The sequence below is a fragment of the Streptomyces sp. NPDC054841 genome, from assembly GCF_053611045.1.
Genome location: NZ_JBSGZO010000169.1, coordinates 1 through 16,549 on the forward strand (window position 1 = coordinate 1; position 16,549 = coordinate 16,549).

Annotated in this window: 14 protein-coding genes; 3 read left to right on the forward strand and 11 right to left on the reverse strand. The window is 71.3% G+C overall.

What is annotated here, in order from left to right:
• Window positions 1-73: 73 nt before the first annotated feature.
• Genes ACWGI8_RS22335 through ACWGI8_RS22350 form a run of 4 tightly spaced genes read right to left on the reverse strand, consistent with a single transcriptional unit; the run spans window position 74 to window position 3,951 of the window.
• A complete protein-coding gene (locus ACWGI8_RS22335) occupies window positions 74-937 on the reverse strand; it encodes a Rossmann-like domain-containing protein (RefSeq protein WP_453663298.1) in 864 nt (287 codons plus the stop codon).
• 20 nt (window positions 938-957) lie between these two features.
• On the reverse strand, window positions 958-1,767 hold the full coding sequence (locus tag ACWGI8_RS22340; RefSeq protein WP_453663300.1) for an ABC transporter ATP-binding protein: 810 nt from the start codon (window positions 1,765-1,767) through the stop codon (window positions 958-960).
• Window positions 1,764-2,933, reverse strand: a complete 1,170-nt coding sequence (locus ACWGI8_RS22345; RefSeq protein WP_453663302.1) for a FecCD family ABC transporter permease — start codon at window positions 2,931-2,933, stop codon at window positions 1,764-1,766. Before ACWGI8_RS22345 ends, ACWGI8_RS22340 begins: the two co-directional genes overlap by 4 nt.
• The gene (locus ACWGI8_RS22350) at window positions 2,923-3,951 is read right to left on the reverse strand and encodes an ABC transporter substrate-binding protein (protein WP_453663303.1); all 1,029 of its coding nucleotides are present in this window, start codon (window positions 3,949-3,951) and stop codon (window positions 2,923-2,925) included. Before ACWGI8_RS22350 ends, ACWGI8_RS22345 begins: the two co-directional genes overlap by 11 nt.
• A gap of 152 nt (window positions 3,952-4,103) precedes the next feature.
• Between ACWGI8_RS22350 and ACWGI8_RS22355 the strand changes: the two genes are divergently transcribed.
• Complete coding sequence (locus tag ACWGI8_RS22355) at window positions 4,104-5,369, forward strand: MFS transporter (RefSeq protein ID WP_453663305.1); 1,266 nt, start codon at window positions 4,104-4,106, stop codon at window positions 5,367-5,369.
• Window positions 5,370-5,687: 318 nt separating this feature from the next.
• Here the strand turns inward: ACWGI8_RS22355 and ACWGI8_RS22360 are convergent, their stop codons facing one another.
• Window positions 5,688-7,016 (reverse strand): class I SAM-dependent RNA methyltransferase, encoded by a 1,329-nt coding sequence (locus ACWGI8_RS22360; protein WP_453663307.1) that lies wholly within the window; start codon window positions 7,014-7,016, stop codon window positions 5,688-5,690.
• Window positions 7,017-7,101: 85 nt separating this feature from the next.
• The gene (locus ACWGI8_RS22365) at window positions 7,102-9,150 is read right to left on the reverse strand and encodes an APC family permease (protein ID WP_453663309.1); all 2,049 of its coding nucleotides are present in this window, start codon (window positions 9,148-9,150) and stop codon (window positions 7,102-7,104) included.
• Between the two features lie 315 nt (window positions 9,151-9,465).
• Here ACWGI8_RS22365 and ACWGI8_RS22370 point away from each other — a divergent pair, with 315 nt between their 5' ends.
• Both ACWGI8_RS22370 and ACWGI8_RS22375 read left to right on the forward strand, forming a co-directional pair.
• Window positions 9,466-10,134, forward strand: coding sequence for a potassium channel family protein (locus ACWGI8_RS22370; RefSeq protein WP_453663311.1), 669 nt, complete (start codon window positions 9,466-9,468; stop codon window positions 10,132-10,134).
• A complete protein-coding gene (locus ACWGI8_RS22375; protein ID WP_453663313.1) occupies window positions 10,134-10,814 on the forward strand; it encodes a potassium channel family protein in 681 nt (226 codons plus the stop codon). The genes ACWGI8_RS22370 and ACWGI8_RS22375 overlap by 1 nt, the downstream gene beginning before the upstream one ends.
• Window positions 10,815-11,004: 190 nt before the next feature.
• Here ACWGI8_RS22375 and ACWGI8_RS22380 read toward each other — a convergent pair whose 3' ends face one another.
• The 5 genes from ACWGI8_RS22380 to ACWGI8_RS22400 form a co-directional block, all read right to left on the reverse strand.
• Window positions 11,005-11,751 (reverse strand): DUF3159 domain-containing protein, encoded by a 747-nt coding sequence (locus tag ACWGI8_RS22380; protein ID WP_453663315.1) that lies wholly within the window; start codon window positions 11,749-11,751, stop codon window positions 11,005-11,007.
• 3 nt (window positions 11,752-11,754) lie between these two features.
• Window positions 11,755-12,162: an OB-fold nucleic acid binding domain-containing protein gene (locus ACWGI8_RS22385; protein ID WP_453663316.1), complete on the reverse strand. Its 408-nt coding sequence runs from the start codon at window positions 12,160-12,162 to the stop codon at window positions 11,755-11,757.
• Window positions 12,163-12,236: 74 nt separating this feature from the next.
• Complete coding sequence (locus tag ACWGI8_RS22390; RefSeq protein WP_453663318.1) at window positions 12,237-12,923, reverse strand: response regulator; 687 nt, start codon at window positions 12,921-12,923, stop codon at window positions 12,237-12,239.
• A 50-nt stretch (window positions 12,924-12,973) separates the two neighbouring features.
• Window positions 12,974-15,517 carry an ATP-binding protein gene (locus ACWGI8_RS22395; protein WP_453663322.1) on the reverse strand — a complete coding sequence of 848 codons (2,544 nt, stop codon included), beginning with the start codon at window positions 15,515-15,517 and terminating at the stop codon, window positions 12,974-12,976.
• 182 nt (window positions 15,518-15,699) lie between these two features.
• A complete protein-coding gene (locus ACWGI8_RS22400; protein ID WP_453663320.1) occupies window positions 15,700-16,440 on the reverse strand; it encodes an ABC transporter ATP-binding protein in 741 nt (246 codons plus the stop codon).
• Window positions 16,441-16,549 lie beyond the last annotated feature (109 nt).

The window sequence follows — 16,549 nt, forward strand, 5'->3', positions numbered from 1 at the left end:
GGGTGGCAGGGGGCGTATCCGGTGCCGGTGGGGAGGGCACCGGCACCGGATGCGGCCGGGTGGGCGGCGGGGATCACGCGCCGCCCACCGTCCGGTAGCGGTACAGGACCGTCTCCTCGGCGCTGAACTGGGAGAAGGGGAACGGCTCCGCGGACAGGGCGGTCACACCCGAGCCGAGGAAGGCGCGCGCGACGGCGCTGCCGGTCTGCGCGTAGACGACCAGCGGGATGCCCCGGGACCGGCAGCGCTCGAGGATGGTGTCGAACGAGCCGTTGCTCAGGGTCATTCCGGTGGCGACGACGGCATCGGCGCTCTCCAGCACCTCGTGCATGTCATCGGTGACGGGGTCGCCCCACTGGGTGGCCTTGAGGTTGAAGTCGCAGGGCAGCGGTTCCCCGCCTCGCTCGCGGATCGCCGCGACCAGCGGGTTGACGACGCCGATGAGGCCGACCTTGGCACCCTGCTCAATGTCCAGCAGGTCTGCGACGGCCGCGTCGCGGGCCGCCGCGCGGACCTCCGGGGTACCGGTCGGGAGGGTGACGGGCTCGGCGTCGCCCGCCTCGCCGGCCACGCGGTGCGCGCGGCTCTCGGAGAGATACGCATCGAGGGCGGCGATCCGCAGCGGGCGAGGGGCCTCGCGCAGCAGGACGTCGAGCGGGCTGCCGGAGGAGTCGCGGCATATCGACGGGTCGATCTCGCCCGCCTCGAAGGCACAGCCGCCGAAGGAGCCGCCGAGGCGGACCAGGACGTACTGGTTGAGGTACGTGGTGTCGCCGCCTGCCAGGCGGGTGCCGTGGTGGATCCAGAACACGCTGGTCGCGACGAGTTCGGAGGGAAGCGGTCCGTGTTCGCCGGCCAGGACGGCCTTGATGAGCGCGTCCACGGCCGGGGCCGCGGTGGTGGTGCCGACGGTGCGGGCGGGGCTTGTCCGGGTCATGGGATTTCCTGGATTCCTTTTCACAGGGCGGGTTGGGGTGTCGGCGCCGAGGCCGGGGCCGGGGCGCCGAGCGGCCCGCGGTAGGTGACCACCGGGTGGCCGAGGGGATCGGTGGTGAGTTCGGCGTCCACCTCGAAGACCTGGGCGAGCCGCTCGGCGGTCAGGACGGCGGCGGGGGCGCCGGAGGCGATCAGGCGGCCGTGGTGCAGGAGGAGCAGCCGGTCGCAGTACCGGGCGGCGAGCGACAGGTCGTGCAGCGCGACCAGGACCGTCTGGTCGGTCCCGTTCAGCAGCTCCATCAGTTCCAGCTGGTGTTTGACGTCGAGGTGGTTGGTGGGCTCGTCGAGCAGGAGCCCGTACGGCTGTTGGGCCAGCGCGCGGGCGATGTGGGCGCGCTGCCGCTCGCCGCCCGACAGCGCCTTCCAGGAGCGGCCGGCGAGCGCGGTGAGTCCGACGCGTTCCAGCGCCGCGGCGACGACCGCCCGGTCGGTGGCGTTCAGTCCGCGCCGGCGGTCCCGGAACGGGGTCCGTCCCAGGCCGACGACGTCGGCGACCCGCAGATCACTGTCCGCGCCCGAGTCCTGTTCGACGAAGGCGACATGGCGGGCGATCCGGCGCGCGCTCCAGTCCCGCACGGACTCGCCGCCGTACCGGACCGTGCCGGCTTCGGGGGCCCGCAGGCCGGCCAGGCAGCGCAGCAGCGAGGACTTGCCCGAGCCGTTCGGGCCGAGCAGTCCGACCGTCTCGCCGGGGGCGATGTCCGCGCTGACGCCGCGTACGACGGGCGTGCCCGCCACCGACCAGGTCAGTTCTTCGGCGGTGATCCTCACAGTTCACCCCGCCTGCGCAGGACGAGGAGGAAGAGCGGTACGCCGAGCAGAGCGGTGATCACGCCCACGGGAACCTCCCGGGGGGCGAAGGCGATCCGCGCCAGCGCGTCCGTCCACACCAGGAACACCGCACCCGCGAGCGCCGCGCAGGGCAGCAGCACCCGGTGCAGGGGCCCGGCCAGGAACCGCACCCCGTGCGGGACGATCAGCCCGACGAATCCGATGGCGCCGACGGTGGCCACCGCCACCGCGGTCAGCACGGCCGTGACCACGAGCAGCAGCATCCGGGTGTGCCGTACGCCGATGCCGAGGGACGCCGCGGTGTCGGTGCCGAACGCGAGCCCGTCGAGGGCGTCCGAGCAGAGCCACGCGGCCACCAGCCCCAGCGGGGTGACGATCGCGCAGACCACGACGGCGTTCCAGCGGGCCGGTGCCATCGAGCCCAGCAGCCAGTGGGTGACGGCCCGCGTCGTGTCCGCGTCCGCCGAGGCCATCAGGACGAGCGAGGTCAGCGCGGTGAAGAGCTGACCGACGACCACGCCGGTGAGGACGATCCGGACCGAGTCCAGCCCGGTGCGCCGCAGCAGGAGCAGGAGCAGCCCGAAGGAGAGCAGCGCGCCGGCGAGCGCGCCGCCGGTGACACCGAGCGCGCCCGCGCCCAGCCCGGACAAGGGCAGGACGACCACGGTGACGGCTCCGGTCGAGGCGCCCGAGGAGACGCCGAGCAGGTAGGGGTCGGCGAGCGCGTTGCGGGTGACCGCCTGGAGCACCGCGCCGCACACGGCGAGCGAGGCGCCGACGAGGGCGGCCATCAGCACGCGCGGCAGCCGCAGATCCCAGATGAGCGAGTCCATCAGCGGGGGCAACGGCTCCACGTCCAGGCCGAGATGAGTGCCGAGGACGCGGGCGAGGCCGGCCCAGCCCACGTCGGCGGTGCCGATGCGCACGGCCGCAGCCACGGAGCCCGCCAGGGCGCCCGCGGCGAGGAGGAAGAGAACCACCCGGGCCGCCGCGGACCGGCCGGTCCGCCCGGCCGGTCCGGGCGTTCCGGCCAGTCCGGTCGGCAGGGGCCGGGTGGTGACGGAGCCCCCCGTCAGCACCCGCCCGCGGGCCGCCGGGAGCAGGAGATCCGCCGACTCCCTCCTGGTGTCCGGGTCAGCGGACATACCCGAGGTCCTTCATACCCTTCGCCAGCAGCCCCAGGGTGTGTACGGAGCGCACCGAGGGGTCCAGCTCGATGCCCGGCACCTCCAGGATCTTGTTGTCTCGGACCGCGGCCAGCTTGGAGATCACCGGGTGCCGGGTCATCGTGGCCCGCTTCTCCGCTGCGCTGTCGCCGGGTCGGCCGCGCTCGGACAGGTCACCGATCACGATGAAGTCCGGGTCGCGCTTGGCGACTTCCTCCCAGGAGACCTCGGGCCAGTCCTCGTTGACGTCGTCGAAGGCGTTCTTCGCGCCGACGATGCGGCTCATCTCGCTGGGCAGGCCGGTCCTGCCCGCCACGTACGGCATGCCGTTGAAGACGGAGTAGAGGTAGACGACGGTCGGCCGGCCCGCGCCCTGGGGGACCTTGGCGGCGTTCTCCCCTGCCCTGGCCACGGCGGCGCGCTGGTCGGCTGCGAGCCTGCCGGCCCGCTTCTCGGCGCCGAAGATCTTGCCCAGGTTCTCGTAGTCGGAGAAGAGGAGCTCGAAGGGGGTCTTGCCGGCCGGGTTCTGCTGCGGGCAGTCGACGGCGCTGACGAAGGCGGGGACCTTGAGGGCGTCGAGCTCCTCGCGGGTGCCGGCCCGGTCCTTGGTGTAGAGGTCCGTGGAGCCGGCGACGATGAAGTCGGGGGTGGCTGAGCGCAGTTGCTCGCCGGTGGCGACCTTCGGGGCGATGACAGGGATCCTGGCGTACGCGGACTCGTACTTGGCGGGGATCTTCGTCTTGAGGTTGGCGGTTCCCGCCATCCGGTCCTGCAGCCCGAGTTCGAGCAGGGTCTCGGTCGAGGTCTGGTCCAGGGCGACGGTCCGCTTCGGTGGCTGGGCGAAGGACACCTGGCGGCCGCAGCTGGTGACGGAAGCCGCGTCGGCCCGGGCCGCGGGCTTCGTGTCCGTCCTGGAGGCGTCGCCGGCTGCGGTGGAGCAGCCCGCGGTGGCGAGGGCGATGGTCAGGGCGATGCCGAGGCGGGCGGGGTGGCGCATGGGTTCTCCGGTCTGGGAGTGAGGGCTTGGGTGTTGTCGTGCACCCGGGCAGGAGTGCCGCGTTCGAAGGGTACTGTAATGGAATTCATTTTCATTAACACCCGGGGTGCGGCCGCCGCGCGGCACCCCCGCTACCGAGGAGCAACCACACCGTGGCGACCACATCCGCGCCCACAGCCTCCAAGTCCCAGACGTCGCCCCCGCGTTCGGTCCTGCGCGACATCGCGTTCCTGCGGCTGTGGGCGGGCACCACCGCCTCCGGCCTCGCGACCTGGGCCCTGCCCTTCGTCCTCGGGCTCGCCGTACTGCACCGCGACCTCGGCGCCGCCGGCCTCGGCCTGGTCCTCGCCGCCCGCACCGCCGGATTCCTCGCCGCCGTCGCCGTCGGTGGCGTACTGGCCGACCGGCACTCCCGCCGCGTGGTGGTGCTCTGGTCGGCCCTCGCGGCGGCGGTCGCCACGCCCCTGCTCGCGCTCGGGCTCGGCCGCTCGCTCGTGCTGATGACGGCCGCCGCCGCCCTCGCGGGCGCCGGACAGGGCGCCTGCCGCCCGGCCTTCCAGGCGCTCACCGCCGAGACCGTCGACCCCGAGCGCCGTCAGCAGGCCAACGCCGCGATGACCATGGCGGTCCGGAGCTCCACCCTCGCCGGACCCGCCCTGACCGCACTGCTCGCCGCCTTCCTCGACATGCGGACGCTGCTGCTCGGCATCGGCCTGCTCTGGCTGGTCGCCGCACTCGTCCCGGGCAAGGGCATAACCACAGCGGCGGACCCGGCCGACGAGCCCGCCCCGCGCGCCGGCTTCCGTACGGAGTTCCTCGAGGGAATACACGAGGCACGCCGCCACCCCTGGTTCCTCGCCGGACTCGCCGCCCTCGTCGCCGTCATCGCCCTCGGCTACTCCGCCACCAGCGTCGCACTGCCCCTCGTCAGCCGGGACCGCTACGACACCGAGTGGGTGCTGGCCGCGGCCATGACCGCGTACACCCTGGGAGCGCTCGGCGGGGCCCTGGTCATCGCCCGCCTGCGGCCGCGCTCCCAGGGCTGGGCCGCCTTCGCCGGGCTGGCCGCGTACGGCGTCGCACCGCTGAGCCTGATGCTGCCGGTGCACCCGGTCGTGGTCGTCGCCGCGTACGCCGTCGCCGGGACCGGCATCGAGCTGTTCAACGTGCCCTGGTTCACGGCCACTCAGCGCGAGGTCGCCCCGGACAAGCTGGCCCGCGTCTCCTCGCTGGACTTCCTGGTGTCCTACGGCCTGGCACCGGCCGGCCTCGCCCTGATCGCCCCGGCCATCGACCTGTTCGGGGTCACGGTAGTACTCGCCGCATGCGCCGCCGCCTGCTTCCTCGTACCGGCCGCCGCGGCGCTGGTGCCCACCGCCCGCCACTTCGCGCGGACGGCTCCCGCGACGACGGACTGACGGGGGCGGCGAGACGAGACCCCGGCCGGTGACGACCCCTGGAAAGCGCCAAGGACCGGTTGGAGCCTTCGCGGTCACGCCGCGCGGGTCGGCCCCGGCTCCGATGCCGGTTCCGCCATGAGCGCGATCAGCGAGGCGCGGGCGACGAACGAGGGGACTGTACCGACCGGGGTGCACAGCCCGGCCGGGGAGGCGGCTTCCATGTTGACGATGCGTCAGGAAATGTGCAAAGCGTGCGTCACGTGCATCAGACATGCGCCAGGACAGCGCCCGTGACGCCCGCAGTGCACATACCGCACGCCACCCAGAAGCCGGAGGTCAGGCGCCCTTCCCCACCGGCTCCAGGATCGCCACGCACTCCACGTGATGTGTCATCGGAAACAGGTCGAACGCCCGCAGCGTCCGCGGCCTGTACCCGTTCTCCCGGAAGTACGCCAAGTCCCGCGCCAGCGCAGCCGGGTCGCACGCCACGTACGCGATGCGGCGGGCGCCGAGGGCCGAGACGTACTCGACGGTGGAGCGGCCCGCGCCCGCGCGGGGCGGGTCGAGGACGACGAGGTCGGCCTCGGTGATGCCGGTGCGCGGGAGGACGGATTCGACCTTGCCCTGTTCGATGCGGACGCGCGGGAGGTCCTGGAGGTTGTGGCGGGCGTCCTCGACGGAGCGCTTGCCGGATTCGATGCCGAGGACCGCGCCCTTCTCGCCGACGCGCTGGCCGATCGCGCCGGCGAAGAGGCCGACGCCGCAGTAGAGATCGAGCGCCGTGTCGCCCTTACGGGGCATCAGGCCCTGCATGACGGCCTGGACGAGGACCTCGGCGGCCTTCGGGTGGACCTGCCAGAAGCCGCCCATGCCGACGCGGTAGGTGCGGTCGTCGGCGCGCTCGCGGACGAAGGGGCGGCCGTGGACGCGGTGGACGCTGCCGTCCCTTTCGTGGATACGGAGCACGGAGACGGGCTTGTCGAGTTCGACGATCGGGAGGCGGGCGCCCGGGCGCGGGGTGAGGATCACCTGGCGGTCACCGGAGCCGGTGGCGGCGATGGCCTCGATGGACGCCATGCCCTCCCAGGTGCGCTTCTCGATGCCGAGTTCGGTGACGCCGGGGGCTGCGATCATGCAGTGCTCGACCGGCTCGACCTCGTGGGAACGGTGGCGCCGCAGGCCCGCCTTCCCGGAGGCGTCGACCGCGTACTGCACGCGCGTACGCCAGGCGGGCACCTCGCCCGCGGGCAGCTTGTCGCCCTCCGCCGGCATGACGGTGCCGTCCCAGCCGGCCTCCTCCGGGGTGAGGCCCGCGAGCCGCTTCAGCTGCTCGGCGATGACCTCGCCCTTGAAGCGGCGCTGGGCGCCCGGCTTGGCGTGCTGCCAGTCGCAGCCGCCGCACTTGCCTGGGCCGGCGTACGGGCACGGCGCTTCGACGCGGTCCTTCGACGCCTCCAGGACGCGTACGGCGTCGGCGCGCAGATAGCGGGAGCCCTCCTCGCCCTCGGTGACGCGGGCGACGACCTTCTCGCCGGGCAGCGCGTGCCGGACGAACAGGACGCGGCCCTCGTCCGTGCGGGCGATGCAGTGGCCGCCGTGTGCGACGGGGCCGACCTCGACCTCGTACTCTTCCCCGACCAGCGAAGACTCAGGTGCGTTCTGCATGACGGGGACGGCTCCAGGGAAACGAGAGGGGGGCGTCGCCCTGTGCGGACGACAGCCCCCCAGTCTACGTGGGTGCGAGGACTCCTCAGCTCTTGGTGCTGGGCTCCTTGGGACGCTCGGTCACGGGGCCACGGCGCACCGCTCCCGGCGCGTTCCATTCCTGGCGCTTCTTGGCCCGCTTCTTCGCGACCTCGGAGGACTCCAGCTGGTACGGGACGGAGGTCACCATGACGCCCGGGGTGAACAGCAGACGGCCCTTGAGACGCAGGGCGCTCTGGTTGTGCAGCACGTGCTCCCACCAGTGGCCGACGACGTACTCGGGAATGATCACGCTGACCGCGTCCCGCGGGCTCTCGCGCCGCAGGCTCTTCACGTACTCGATGATCGGCCGGGTGATCTCGCGATAGGGCGAGTCCAGGATCTTCAGCGGCACGTTGATGCCCCGTCGGTCCCACTCGTCCTTGAGCGCCTTCGTCTCGGCCGGGTCGACGTTGATGCTGAGCGCTTCGAGCTTGTCGGAGCGCATCAGCTTGGCGTAGGCGACGGCGCGCAGGGTTGGGCGGTGGACCTTGGAGACGAGCACGATGGAGTGGACGCGGGAGGGGCGCACGGTGTCGTCGGTCGGCTCGTCGGGGGCGGCGATCTCCTCGGCGACACGGTCGTAGTGCCTGCGGATGGCCGACATCGTGGCGTAGAAGATCACCATGCCGAGCAGGGCGACCCAGGCGCCGTGCGTGAACTTGGTGACCAGGACGACGACCAGCACCAGGCCGGTGAAGAAGGCGCCGAAGGCGTTGATCGCGCGGGAGCGGATCATGTGGCGGCGCTTGGCCTGGTCGCGCTCGGTCCTCAGATGGCGGTTCCAGTGCCGGACCATGCCGGTCTGACTGAGCGTGAAGGAGACGAAGACGCCGACGATGTAGAGCTGGATCAGCTTGGTGGAGTCGGCGCCGTACACCCAGACCAGCAGGACCGCCGCGCCGGCCAGCAACACGATGCCGTTCGAGAACGCGAGCCGGTCGCCGCGGGTGTGCAGCTGGCGCGGCAGATAGCGGTCCTGGGCGAGGATCGAGCCGAGCAGCGGGAAGCCGTTGTACGCGGTGTTCGCGGCCAGGAAGAGTACGAGCGCGGTGGCGGCGGCGAGGAGCACGAAGAAGAACGTGCCGTCGCCGAAGACGGCGGCCGCGACCTGCGAGATCACCGGGTCCTGGACATAGGCTGCGCCGACCGGCGCGCCGTTGTTGAGCAGGTCGTGGGCGGGGTTCTCGGCCATCTTGACGTCGGTGGCCATGGCGAGGCCGATGATGCCGCAGAACATCGTGACGGCGAGGGCGCCCATGAGCAGCAGCGTCGTGGCGGCGTTCTTGCTCTTGGGCTTGCGGAAGGCGGGGACGCCGTTGCTGATGGCCTCGACGCCGGTGAGCGCGGCACATCCGGAGGAGAAGGCGCGCAGCAGCAGGAAGACGAGTGCGAAGCCGGCGAGCCCCTGCTGCTCGGCCTTGATCTCGAATCCGGCGGTCGGGGCCTTCATGCTCTCGTCGAGGACGAGGCCCTGGAAGGCGCCCCACGCGATCATGATGAAGACGCCGGCGACGAAGACGTACGTCGGGATGGCGAACAGCTTGCCCGACTCCTTCACCCCGCGCAGGTTCATCAGTGTCAGGAGCACGATGATGCCGATGGCGCAGAGCACCTTGTTCTCGACGACGAAGGGGATCGCGGAGCCCAGGTTCTCGACGCCGGAGGAGATCGACACGGCGACGGTGAGGACGTAGTCGACGAGCAGCGCGCTGGCGACGGTGAGGCCGGCCTTGGGGCCGAGGTTGGTGTTCGCCACCTCGTAGTCGCCGCCGCCGCTGGGGTACGCGTGAACGTTCTGCCGGTACGAGGCGACGACGGTGAACATCAGGACCACGACGGCGACCGCGATCCAGGGGCTGAAGTGGTATGCCGACACACCCGCGATGGAGAGGACCAGCAGGACTTCTCCCGGGGCGTACGCCACCGAGGACAGCGGGTCGGACGCGAAGACGGGGAGTGCGATGCGCTTCGGCAGGAGCGTTTCTCCGAGCCTGTCGCTGCGCAGCGCCCTGCCGATCAGGATCCGTTTGGGAATGTCGGTCAGTTTGGACACGCAAGGGATCGTAAGGGTTCCCTCTTGACGAAGCCCACCCGCGGCCCCCTCCGGCGCGGAATCGCACGGTGCCGACATGCTGACGTCACCCCGCGGCAATCGAACGAGCACGTAGCGCTACGTACGACGCGACGGCGCCCGGCATCCCCCCGGCATTGCCACCGCGGATGAGGGCAACCCAGGCGCCGCGTCATAAGCTCGTCAAGGGCAACATCGCACGCTGCTGCCCCGTCGTTGCCCGGCAGAGCCGAGAGAGAAGAGTGAGCAGGGTGTTTTCGCAGGTCAGCGGGTTGACCAGGACTGCGGGGTAGATAGGTGCACATCGTCATCATGGGCTGCGGGCGAGTGGGAGCGGCGCTCGCGCAGACCCTGGAGCAGCAGGGGCACACGGTCGCCGTCGTCGACCAGGACCCCACGGCCTTCCGTCGCCTGGGCTCCGGTTTCGGCGGTCGCCGCGTCACCGGTGTCGGCTTCGACCAGGACACCCTCCGCGAGGCGGGCATCGAGGAGGCCGGCGCGTTCGCCGCCGTCAGCAGTGGCGACAACTCCAACATCATCGCGGCCCGGGTGGCCCGCGAGATGTTCGGGATCGAGAACGTCGCGGCGCGGATCTACGACCCGCGGCGCGCCGAGGTCTATCAGCGCCTGGGCATCCCGACCGTGGCGACGGTCCGCTGGACCGCGGACCAGATGCTGCGCCGGTTGCTGCCGTCCGGCGCCGAGCCGCTGTGGCGGGACCCCAGTGGGGCCGTACAGCTCGCCGAGGTGCACACGTCACCGGCCTGGATCGGTCACAAGGTGAGCAAGCTGCAGGAGGAGACGGGCGTGCGGGTCGCGTTCCTGACCCGGCTTGGCGAGGCGCTGTTGCCGACCTCGCAGACGGTGCTGCAGGAAGGGGATCTGGTCCACGTGATGATGCGGACGGACGAGATCGAGAAGGTCGAGGCGGCGTTCGCCCAGGGTCCCGAGGAGGGCGGTCACTGATGCGGGTCGCGATTGCCGGGGCCGGCGCGGTGGGTCGTTCCATCGCGGGCGAGCTGCTGGAGAACGGGCACGAGGTGCTCCTGATCGACAAGGCGCCCACCGCCATCTCGGTGGAGCGGGTGCCGCAGGCCGAGTGGCTGCTGGCCGACGCCTGCGAGATCACGTCGCTGGACGAGGCGGCGCTGCAGCGCTGCAACGTCGTGATCGCGGCGACCGGTGACGACAAGGTCAATCTCGTCGTGTCGCTGCTCGCGAAGACCGAGTACGGCGTGCCGCGCGTGGTCGCCCGGGTGAACAACCCCAAGAACGAGTGGCTCTTCAACGAGGCGTGGGGCGTCGACGTCGCGGTCTCGACCCCGCGTCTGATGTCTGCTCTGGTCGAGGAGGCCGTGAGCGTCGGCGACCTGGTGCGGCTGCTGCGCTTCAGCCACGGCGACGCGAACCTGGTCGAGCTGACCCTGCCGCCGGAGTCGGCGCTGGCGGGCACGCAGGTCGGGGATGTGGCCTGGCCCGAGGACACCTCGCTGGTGACGATCATCCGTGGCCCTCGCGTGCTCACCCCGCACAACGAGGAGACCCTGGAGCCCGGCGACGAGCTTCTCTTCGTCGCGGCCCAGGCTCGCGAGGAGCAGCTGGAGGACCTCCTCTCGGTCCGCCGCGAGGACACGACGTCGAGCTGACACCCGTACACCGGTTGGGGCCCGGGAGACCCGTACGCGGGCGCTCCCGGGCTCCGCTGTTTCGCGCGGCGTGGCTGCTCCCGGGCTCCGCTGTTCGCGCGGCGTGGCTGCTCCCGTGGCGCGGCACGCGCAGGGCCCGGAACCGTGTGGTCCCGGGCCCGGAGCTTTCGCCGAAGGGGCGCGTGGTGGCCTACGCCCCCTGTTCGCGAGAGGCAGCGGCCTCGCGGGCCTCCTCCTCGCGCTCCTTCGCCTCCATCTCCGCGAAGACGTCGATCGGCGGCGGGGCCTTTGCCAGGAAGACCCACGTCAGGTACACCGCGAGCAGGAAGGGCGGAATCTTGAGGGTGACGAGGACCCAGCCCAGCTGGGTGGTGTCGGCCCACCAGTAGAGCGGGAAGAGGATCGCGCACTTGGCGAGCAGGATCAGCCCCCAGGCCCAGCTGGCCTTGGCGTAGGCCTTCTTGCGGCCGGGGTTGCGCTTGCGCCAGGAGAGGTTCTCCTTGAAGACCGGGCCGAGGATGAGGCCGATCAGCGGGACCCCCGCCAGGGTCGTGATGATGTACGCGAGGGCCAGGCCCAGCGTGTACAGCATGCCCGGCAGATAGAAGTCCTTCGCGTTCCCGGTCATCATCGCGAAGACGACACCGAAGGCCACACCGAAGACCCCGCTGAACGCGTGCTTCATCGTGTCCCTGCGGACGAGCCGCACGGCGACGAGCACCAGCGAGACCGCGAGGGCCGCGATCGCCGAGAGGTGCAGGTCCTTGTTGATCGTGAAGATCGTGACGAAGAGCAGCCCGGGCAGGACCGTCTCCACCATGCCGCGTACCCCGCCGAAGGCTTCGAACAGGGCCGCCTCCGTCACGGCCTTGACATCCGCGTCGGACGTGCCGCCGCCTTCCTGCTTCTGTGTGGTCGGCTTGTCGAGAGACGTCACCGGCTACTCCTGTCCGAGCGGTCGCAGCTCGTATTTGGGATTGAACAGCACCCGCCGGCCGTGACTCATGGCGATCCGGCCCGAGGCGATCATCTTGCGGCCCGGTTCTATGCCCACGATCGAGCGCCGGCCCAGCCACACCACGTCCAGGGCGGCGGAGCCGTCGAACAGCTCCGCCTCCAGGGCCGGGACTCCGGCCCGCGGGCGCAGGGTGACCGTGCGCAAGGTACCAGTCACCTTGACGATCTGTCGGTCGCCGCAGGAGGAGATGGGCGTGCAACCCGATGCCTGCGCGTCCTCCTGGAGCTCCTCGGACTCAAGGTCCTGCTGGGAGCTGGAGAGGCGGTCGAGCATCCGGCGGAACCGGCCGACCGGCTTCTCGGCGTTCTCGGATCGAGGTACGGCACTCATAACAGAAAGCGTACCGGGGGCGTTGCTGAACCAGATCAATGCCCGGTGGACGGGATGTGTGGACGGGATACGGATCAGGGCTCGAAGCGGTAGCCCATGCCCGGCTCGGTGACGAAGTGCCGGGGGTGCGAGGGGTCGGCCTCCAGCTTGCGGCGCAGTTGCGCCATGTACACCCGGAGATAGTTGGTCTCCGTGCCGTAGGACGGCCCCCACACCTCCTGGAGCAGTTGCTTCTGGCTGACCAGCCGGCCGGTGTTGCGGACCAGGACCTCCAGCAGATGCCACTCGGTGGGGGTGAGCCGGACATCCCGGCCGTCCCGGTTGACCTTCTTCGCCGCGAGATCGACGGTGAAGTCCTCGGTCTCGACGATCACGATCTCGTCGTCGCCACCGCCGGCCGGCTCGGCACGGCGGACCGCGGCGCGCAGCCGGGCCAGCAGCTCGTCCATGCCGAACGGCTTGGTGACGTAGTCGTCGGCTCCGGCGTCGAGCGCCTCGACCTTCTCGTCGGAGGTGTGGCGGGCGGAGAGCACGAGGATCGGGACGCGGGTCCAGCCCCGCAGGCCCTTGATCACCTCGACACCGTCCATGTCGGGCAGGCCGAGGTCGAGGACGACGAAGTCGGGGTGGCGTGCTGCCGCGAGCTGCAGCGCGGTCGCGCCGTCGGGGGCCGCGTCGACTTCGTACTTGCGCGCCTTCAGGTTGATCACGAGGGCGCGTACGATCTGCGGCTCGTCGTCGACCACGAGCACTCGGGTCATGAGTGCCTTCCTTCCGTCTCTTGTCCGTGGGTCGGGGTGGCTCTGCCGGGTCAGCCGGTGATCCCGGCGGGGAGTTCGGGGCTGACCGGAACGGCTCCGCGTGCCGCCCGCAGGGTGAGGACCATGGTCAGCCCGCCGCCGGGGGTGTCCTCGGCGGACAGTGTGCCGCCCATCGCCTCGACGAAGCCGCGGGCGACGGCGAGGCCGAGCCCCACGCCGGCGCCGCGCGGGGCGTCGCCGTAGCGCTGGAAGGGCTCGAAGATACGATCCTTCGCCTCGTCCGGGACGCCGCGGCCACGGTCCACGACCCGTACGTCGACGCGGTCGCCGAGCGCGCTCGCGGACACCATGACGGGTGTCGCGTCGGGACTGTATTTGACGGCGTTCTCGACGATGTTGGCGACGGCCCGCTCCAGCAGCCCCTTGTCGACGCGCACCATCGGCAGTGCCTCGGGGATCTCCAGCTCGACCGCGGTGTCGGGGACGCCGACGAGCGCCATGGGCACCACCTCGTCGAGGTCGGTGTCGCGGATGAGGGGGGTGACGGTGCCGGTCTGCAGGCGGGACATGTCGAGCAGGTTGCCGACAAGGTGGTCGAGGCGGTCGGCGCCGTCCTCGATGCCTTCGAGGAGTTCGGCGCGGTCCTCCTCGGACCATTCGACGTCGTCGGAGCGGAGCGAGGAGACGGCGGCCTTGATGCCTGCGAGCGGGGTGCGCAGATCGTGGCTGACGGCGGCGAGGAGCGCGGTGCGGATGCGGTTGCCCTCGGCGAGCTTACGGGCCTCCTCGGCCTCTCCGACGAGGCGCTGCCGCTCCAGCACGACGGCGGCCTGGGCGGCGAAGGCGCCGAGTACCCGGCGGTCCTCGGCGGGCAGGACCCGTCCGGAGAGGGCCAGCGCCATGTGGTCGCCGACGGGCATGTCGACGTCGGCGTCCTCGGGCCGGTCGGCGGGTGCGGGGCCCACACTGCCCGCACAGGTCCACGGGTCGACGTCGCTCACGCGCTCCAGCAGGGCCACCGACTCCATCCCGAAGGTCTCACGGACCCGCTCCAGCAGGGCGTCGAGTGCCGTCTCGCCGCGCAGCACACTGCCGGCCAGGAACGAGAGGATCTCGGACTCGGCACGCAGCCGGGCGGCCTGCTCGGTACGGCGGGCCGCGAGGTCGACGACCGAGGCGACCGAGATGGCGACCGCCACGAAGATCACGATGGCGACGATGTTCTTGGGGTCGGCGATGGTGAGCCTGTGCAGCGGCGGGGTGAAGTAGTAGTTCAGCAGCAGTGAGCCGAAGGCGGCGGAGGCCAGCGCCGGGAGCAGTCCGCCGAGCAGCGCCGCGGCCACGGTCAGCGTCAGGAACAGCAGCATGTCGTTGGCGAGGCCGAGTTCGGCGTCGATGTGCGTCAGCAGCAGCGTCAGCAGGGCGGGCCCGGCCACACCGACGAGCCAGCCCCAGATGATCCGGGAGCGGCCGAGCCGGGCGCCGCGGGCGACGGGGAGGCCCCGGCCCTTGGCGACCTCGTCGTGGGTGACGATGTGGACGTCCAGGTCGGGCCCCGAATCACGGGCGACGGTCGCGCCCACGCCCGGCCCGAAGACGTACTGCCAGGTCTTGCGGCGGGAGGAGCCGAGCACGATCTGGGTGGCGTTGACACCCCGCGCGAAGTCGAGCAGCGCGGCAGGGATGTCGTCGCCGATGACATGGTGGAACGTGCCCCCCAGGTCCTCGACCAGCGTCCGCTGGACCGCCAGCTCCTTGGGAGAGGCGGACGTCAGACCGTCGCTGCGGGCGATGTAGACGGCGAGGATCTCGCTGCCGGAGCCCTTGGCCGCCATACGCGCGGCGCGACGGATGAGGGTGCGTCCCTCGGGGCCGCCGGTGAGGCCGACGACGATGCGCTCGCGGGCCTGCCAGGTGGAGCGGATGTTGTGCTCTCCGCGGTACTGCTGGAGGTATTCGTCGACCCGGTCGGCGACCCAGAGCAGGGCCAGCTCGCGCAGGGCGGTGAGATTGCCGGGCCGGAAGTAGTTGGAGAGCGACGCGTCGATCTTGTCCGGCTTGTAGATGTTGCCGTGCGCCATCCGGCGGCGCAGGGCCTGCGGCGACATGTCGACCAGCTCGATCTGGTCGGCGCGCCGGACGACCTCGTCCGGGACGGTCTCCCGCTGGCGTACGCCCGTTATCGACTCGACGACATCGCCGAGTGACTCCAGGTGCTGGATGTTGACGGTCGAGACGACGTCGATCCCGGCGGCGAGCAGCTCCTCGACGTCCTGCCAGCGCTTCGCGTTGCGGGACCCGGGGACGTTCGTGTGCGCCAGCTCGTCCACCAGAGCGACGGCCGGTTTGCGCGCCAGGACCGCGTCCACGTCCATCTCGGGAAAGACGGTGTCCCGGTAGTCCATCCGGCGGCGCGGAATCTGCTCCAGCCCGTGCAGCATGACTTCGGTGCGCGGCCGGTCGTGGTGCTCCACGAACCCGACGACACAGTCGGTTCCCCGTTCGACGCGGCGGTGCGCCTCGGAGAGCATCGCGTACGTCTTGCCGACGCCCGGTGCCGCTCCGAGGTAGATCCGTAGTTTGCCGCGTCCCATGGCCTCATTGTCCTTCGACCGCAGCCATGCGGTGGCTGCTGCGTCCACCACGGACGCCTCGTCGAAGCTACCGCCCTGAAATCCGGCGAAACGGACAGCGCGTGGTCCTGGGGGACGTATTGACGCGATTCTGACGCACTTGGCAAGGCCGCCGGCGCGCCCTCGACTGCGTGTGGCCGTGCCTACCGCTCGGTGATCTCGCCGATCTCGCCGTCGCTCAGTTCGAGCACGCGGTCGGCGAGGCCCAGGAGCTGGGCGTCGTGCGTGGCGACCAGGGCGGTGACGCCCTCGCTGCGGACCACCGCCCGCAGCAGCTCCATGACCGCGAGACCGGTCTCGGCGTCCAGCTGACCGGTCGGTTCGTCGGCGATCAGCAGCGCGGGCCGGTTGGCAAGCGCACGGGCGACGGCGACGCGCTGCTGCTGGCCGCCGGACAGCTCGCCGGGGCGCTGGGCGGCGTGCTCGGCCAGACCGACCAGGGAGAGCAGCAGCTCGACACGCTCCTCGCGCTCGCGCGGGTCGGTCTTGCGCAGCCGCATCGGCACGCCGACGTTCTCGGCGGCGGTGAGGATCGGGATCAGCCCGAAGGACTGGAAGACGAAGCCGATACGGTCGCGGCGCAGCTCCAGCAGCCCGTCCTCGCCGAGCCCGGAGAGATCGGTGCCGTCGACGGTGATCCGGCCCTCGTCCGGGGCGTCGAGGCCGCCGACCAGGTTGAGCAGGGTGGTCTTCCCGGAACCCGATCGCCCCTTGAGGGCGACCAGCTCACCGCGCGGGACCTCGAAGGACACCCCACGCAGTGCATGTACGGCGGCGGCGCCGGTGCCGTACGAACGGTGCAGATTCTCGACCCGCACCATGGCGCCGGGCGCCGGGGCCGGCGCGACGGCCGTGCCCGAGTGTCCTGTGCCGCTCTCCGTCATGCGCTTCCTCCGTCGGACCGCTCATCCCCTCACCCCCGGGGTGGCGGACCAGTATCCGGTCGGACGACCAGGAGTGGCAAGGGAGTTGAACGCCGGTGGGCCGCACCCC

What these genes read in the sequence shown, in the direction of transcription:
- ACWGI8_RS22335 (WP_453663298.1), bottom strand. Translation starts at nt 937, where the DNA reads ATGACCCGGACAAGCCCCGCCCGCACCGTCGGCACCACCACCGCGGCC.
- ACWGI8_RS22345 (WP_453663302.1), bottom strand. Translation starts at nt 2,933, where the DNA reads ATGTCCGCTGACCCGGACACCAGGAGGGAGTCGGCGGATCTCCTGCTC.
- ACWGI8_RS22350 (WP_453663303.1), bottom strand. Translation starts at nt 3,951, where the DNA reads ATGCGCCACCCCGCCCGCCTCGGCATCGCCCTGACCATCGCCCTCGCC.
- ACWGI8_RS22360 (WP_453663307.1), bottom strand. Translation starts at nt 7,016, where the DNA reads ATGCAGAACGCACCTGAGTCTTCGCTGGTCGGGGAAGAGTACGAGGTC.
- ACWGI8_RS22375 (WP_453663313.1), top strand. Translation starts at nt 10,134, where the DNA reads ATGCGGGTCGCGATTGCCGGGGCCGGCGCGGTGGGTCGTTCCATCGCG.
- ACWGI8_RS22385 (WP_453663316.1), bottom strand. Translation starts at nt 12,162, where the DNA reads ATGAGTGCCGTACCTCGATCCGAGAACGCCGAGAAGCCGGTCGGCCGG.
- ACWGI8_RS22390 (WP_453663318.1), bottom strand. Translation starts at nt 12,923, where the DNA reads ATGACCCGAGTGCTCGTGGTCGACGACGAGCCGCAGATCGTACGCGCC.
- ACWGI8_RS22395 (WP_453663322.1), bottom strand. Translation starts at nt 15,517, where the DNA reads ATGGGACGCGGCAAACTACGGATCTACCTCGGAGCGGCACCGGGCGTC.
- ACWGI8_RS22400 (WP_453663320.1), bottom strand. Translation starts at nt 16,440, where the DNA reads ATGACGGAGAGCGGCACAGGACACTCGGGCACGGCCGTCGCGCCGGCC.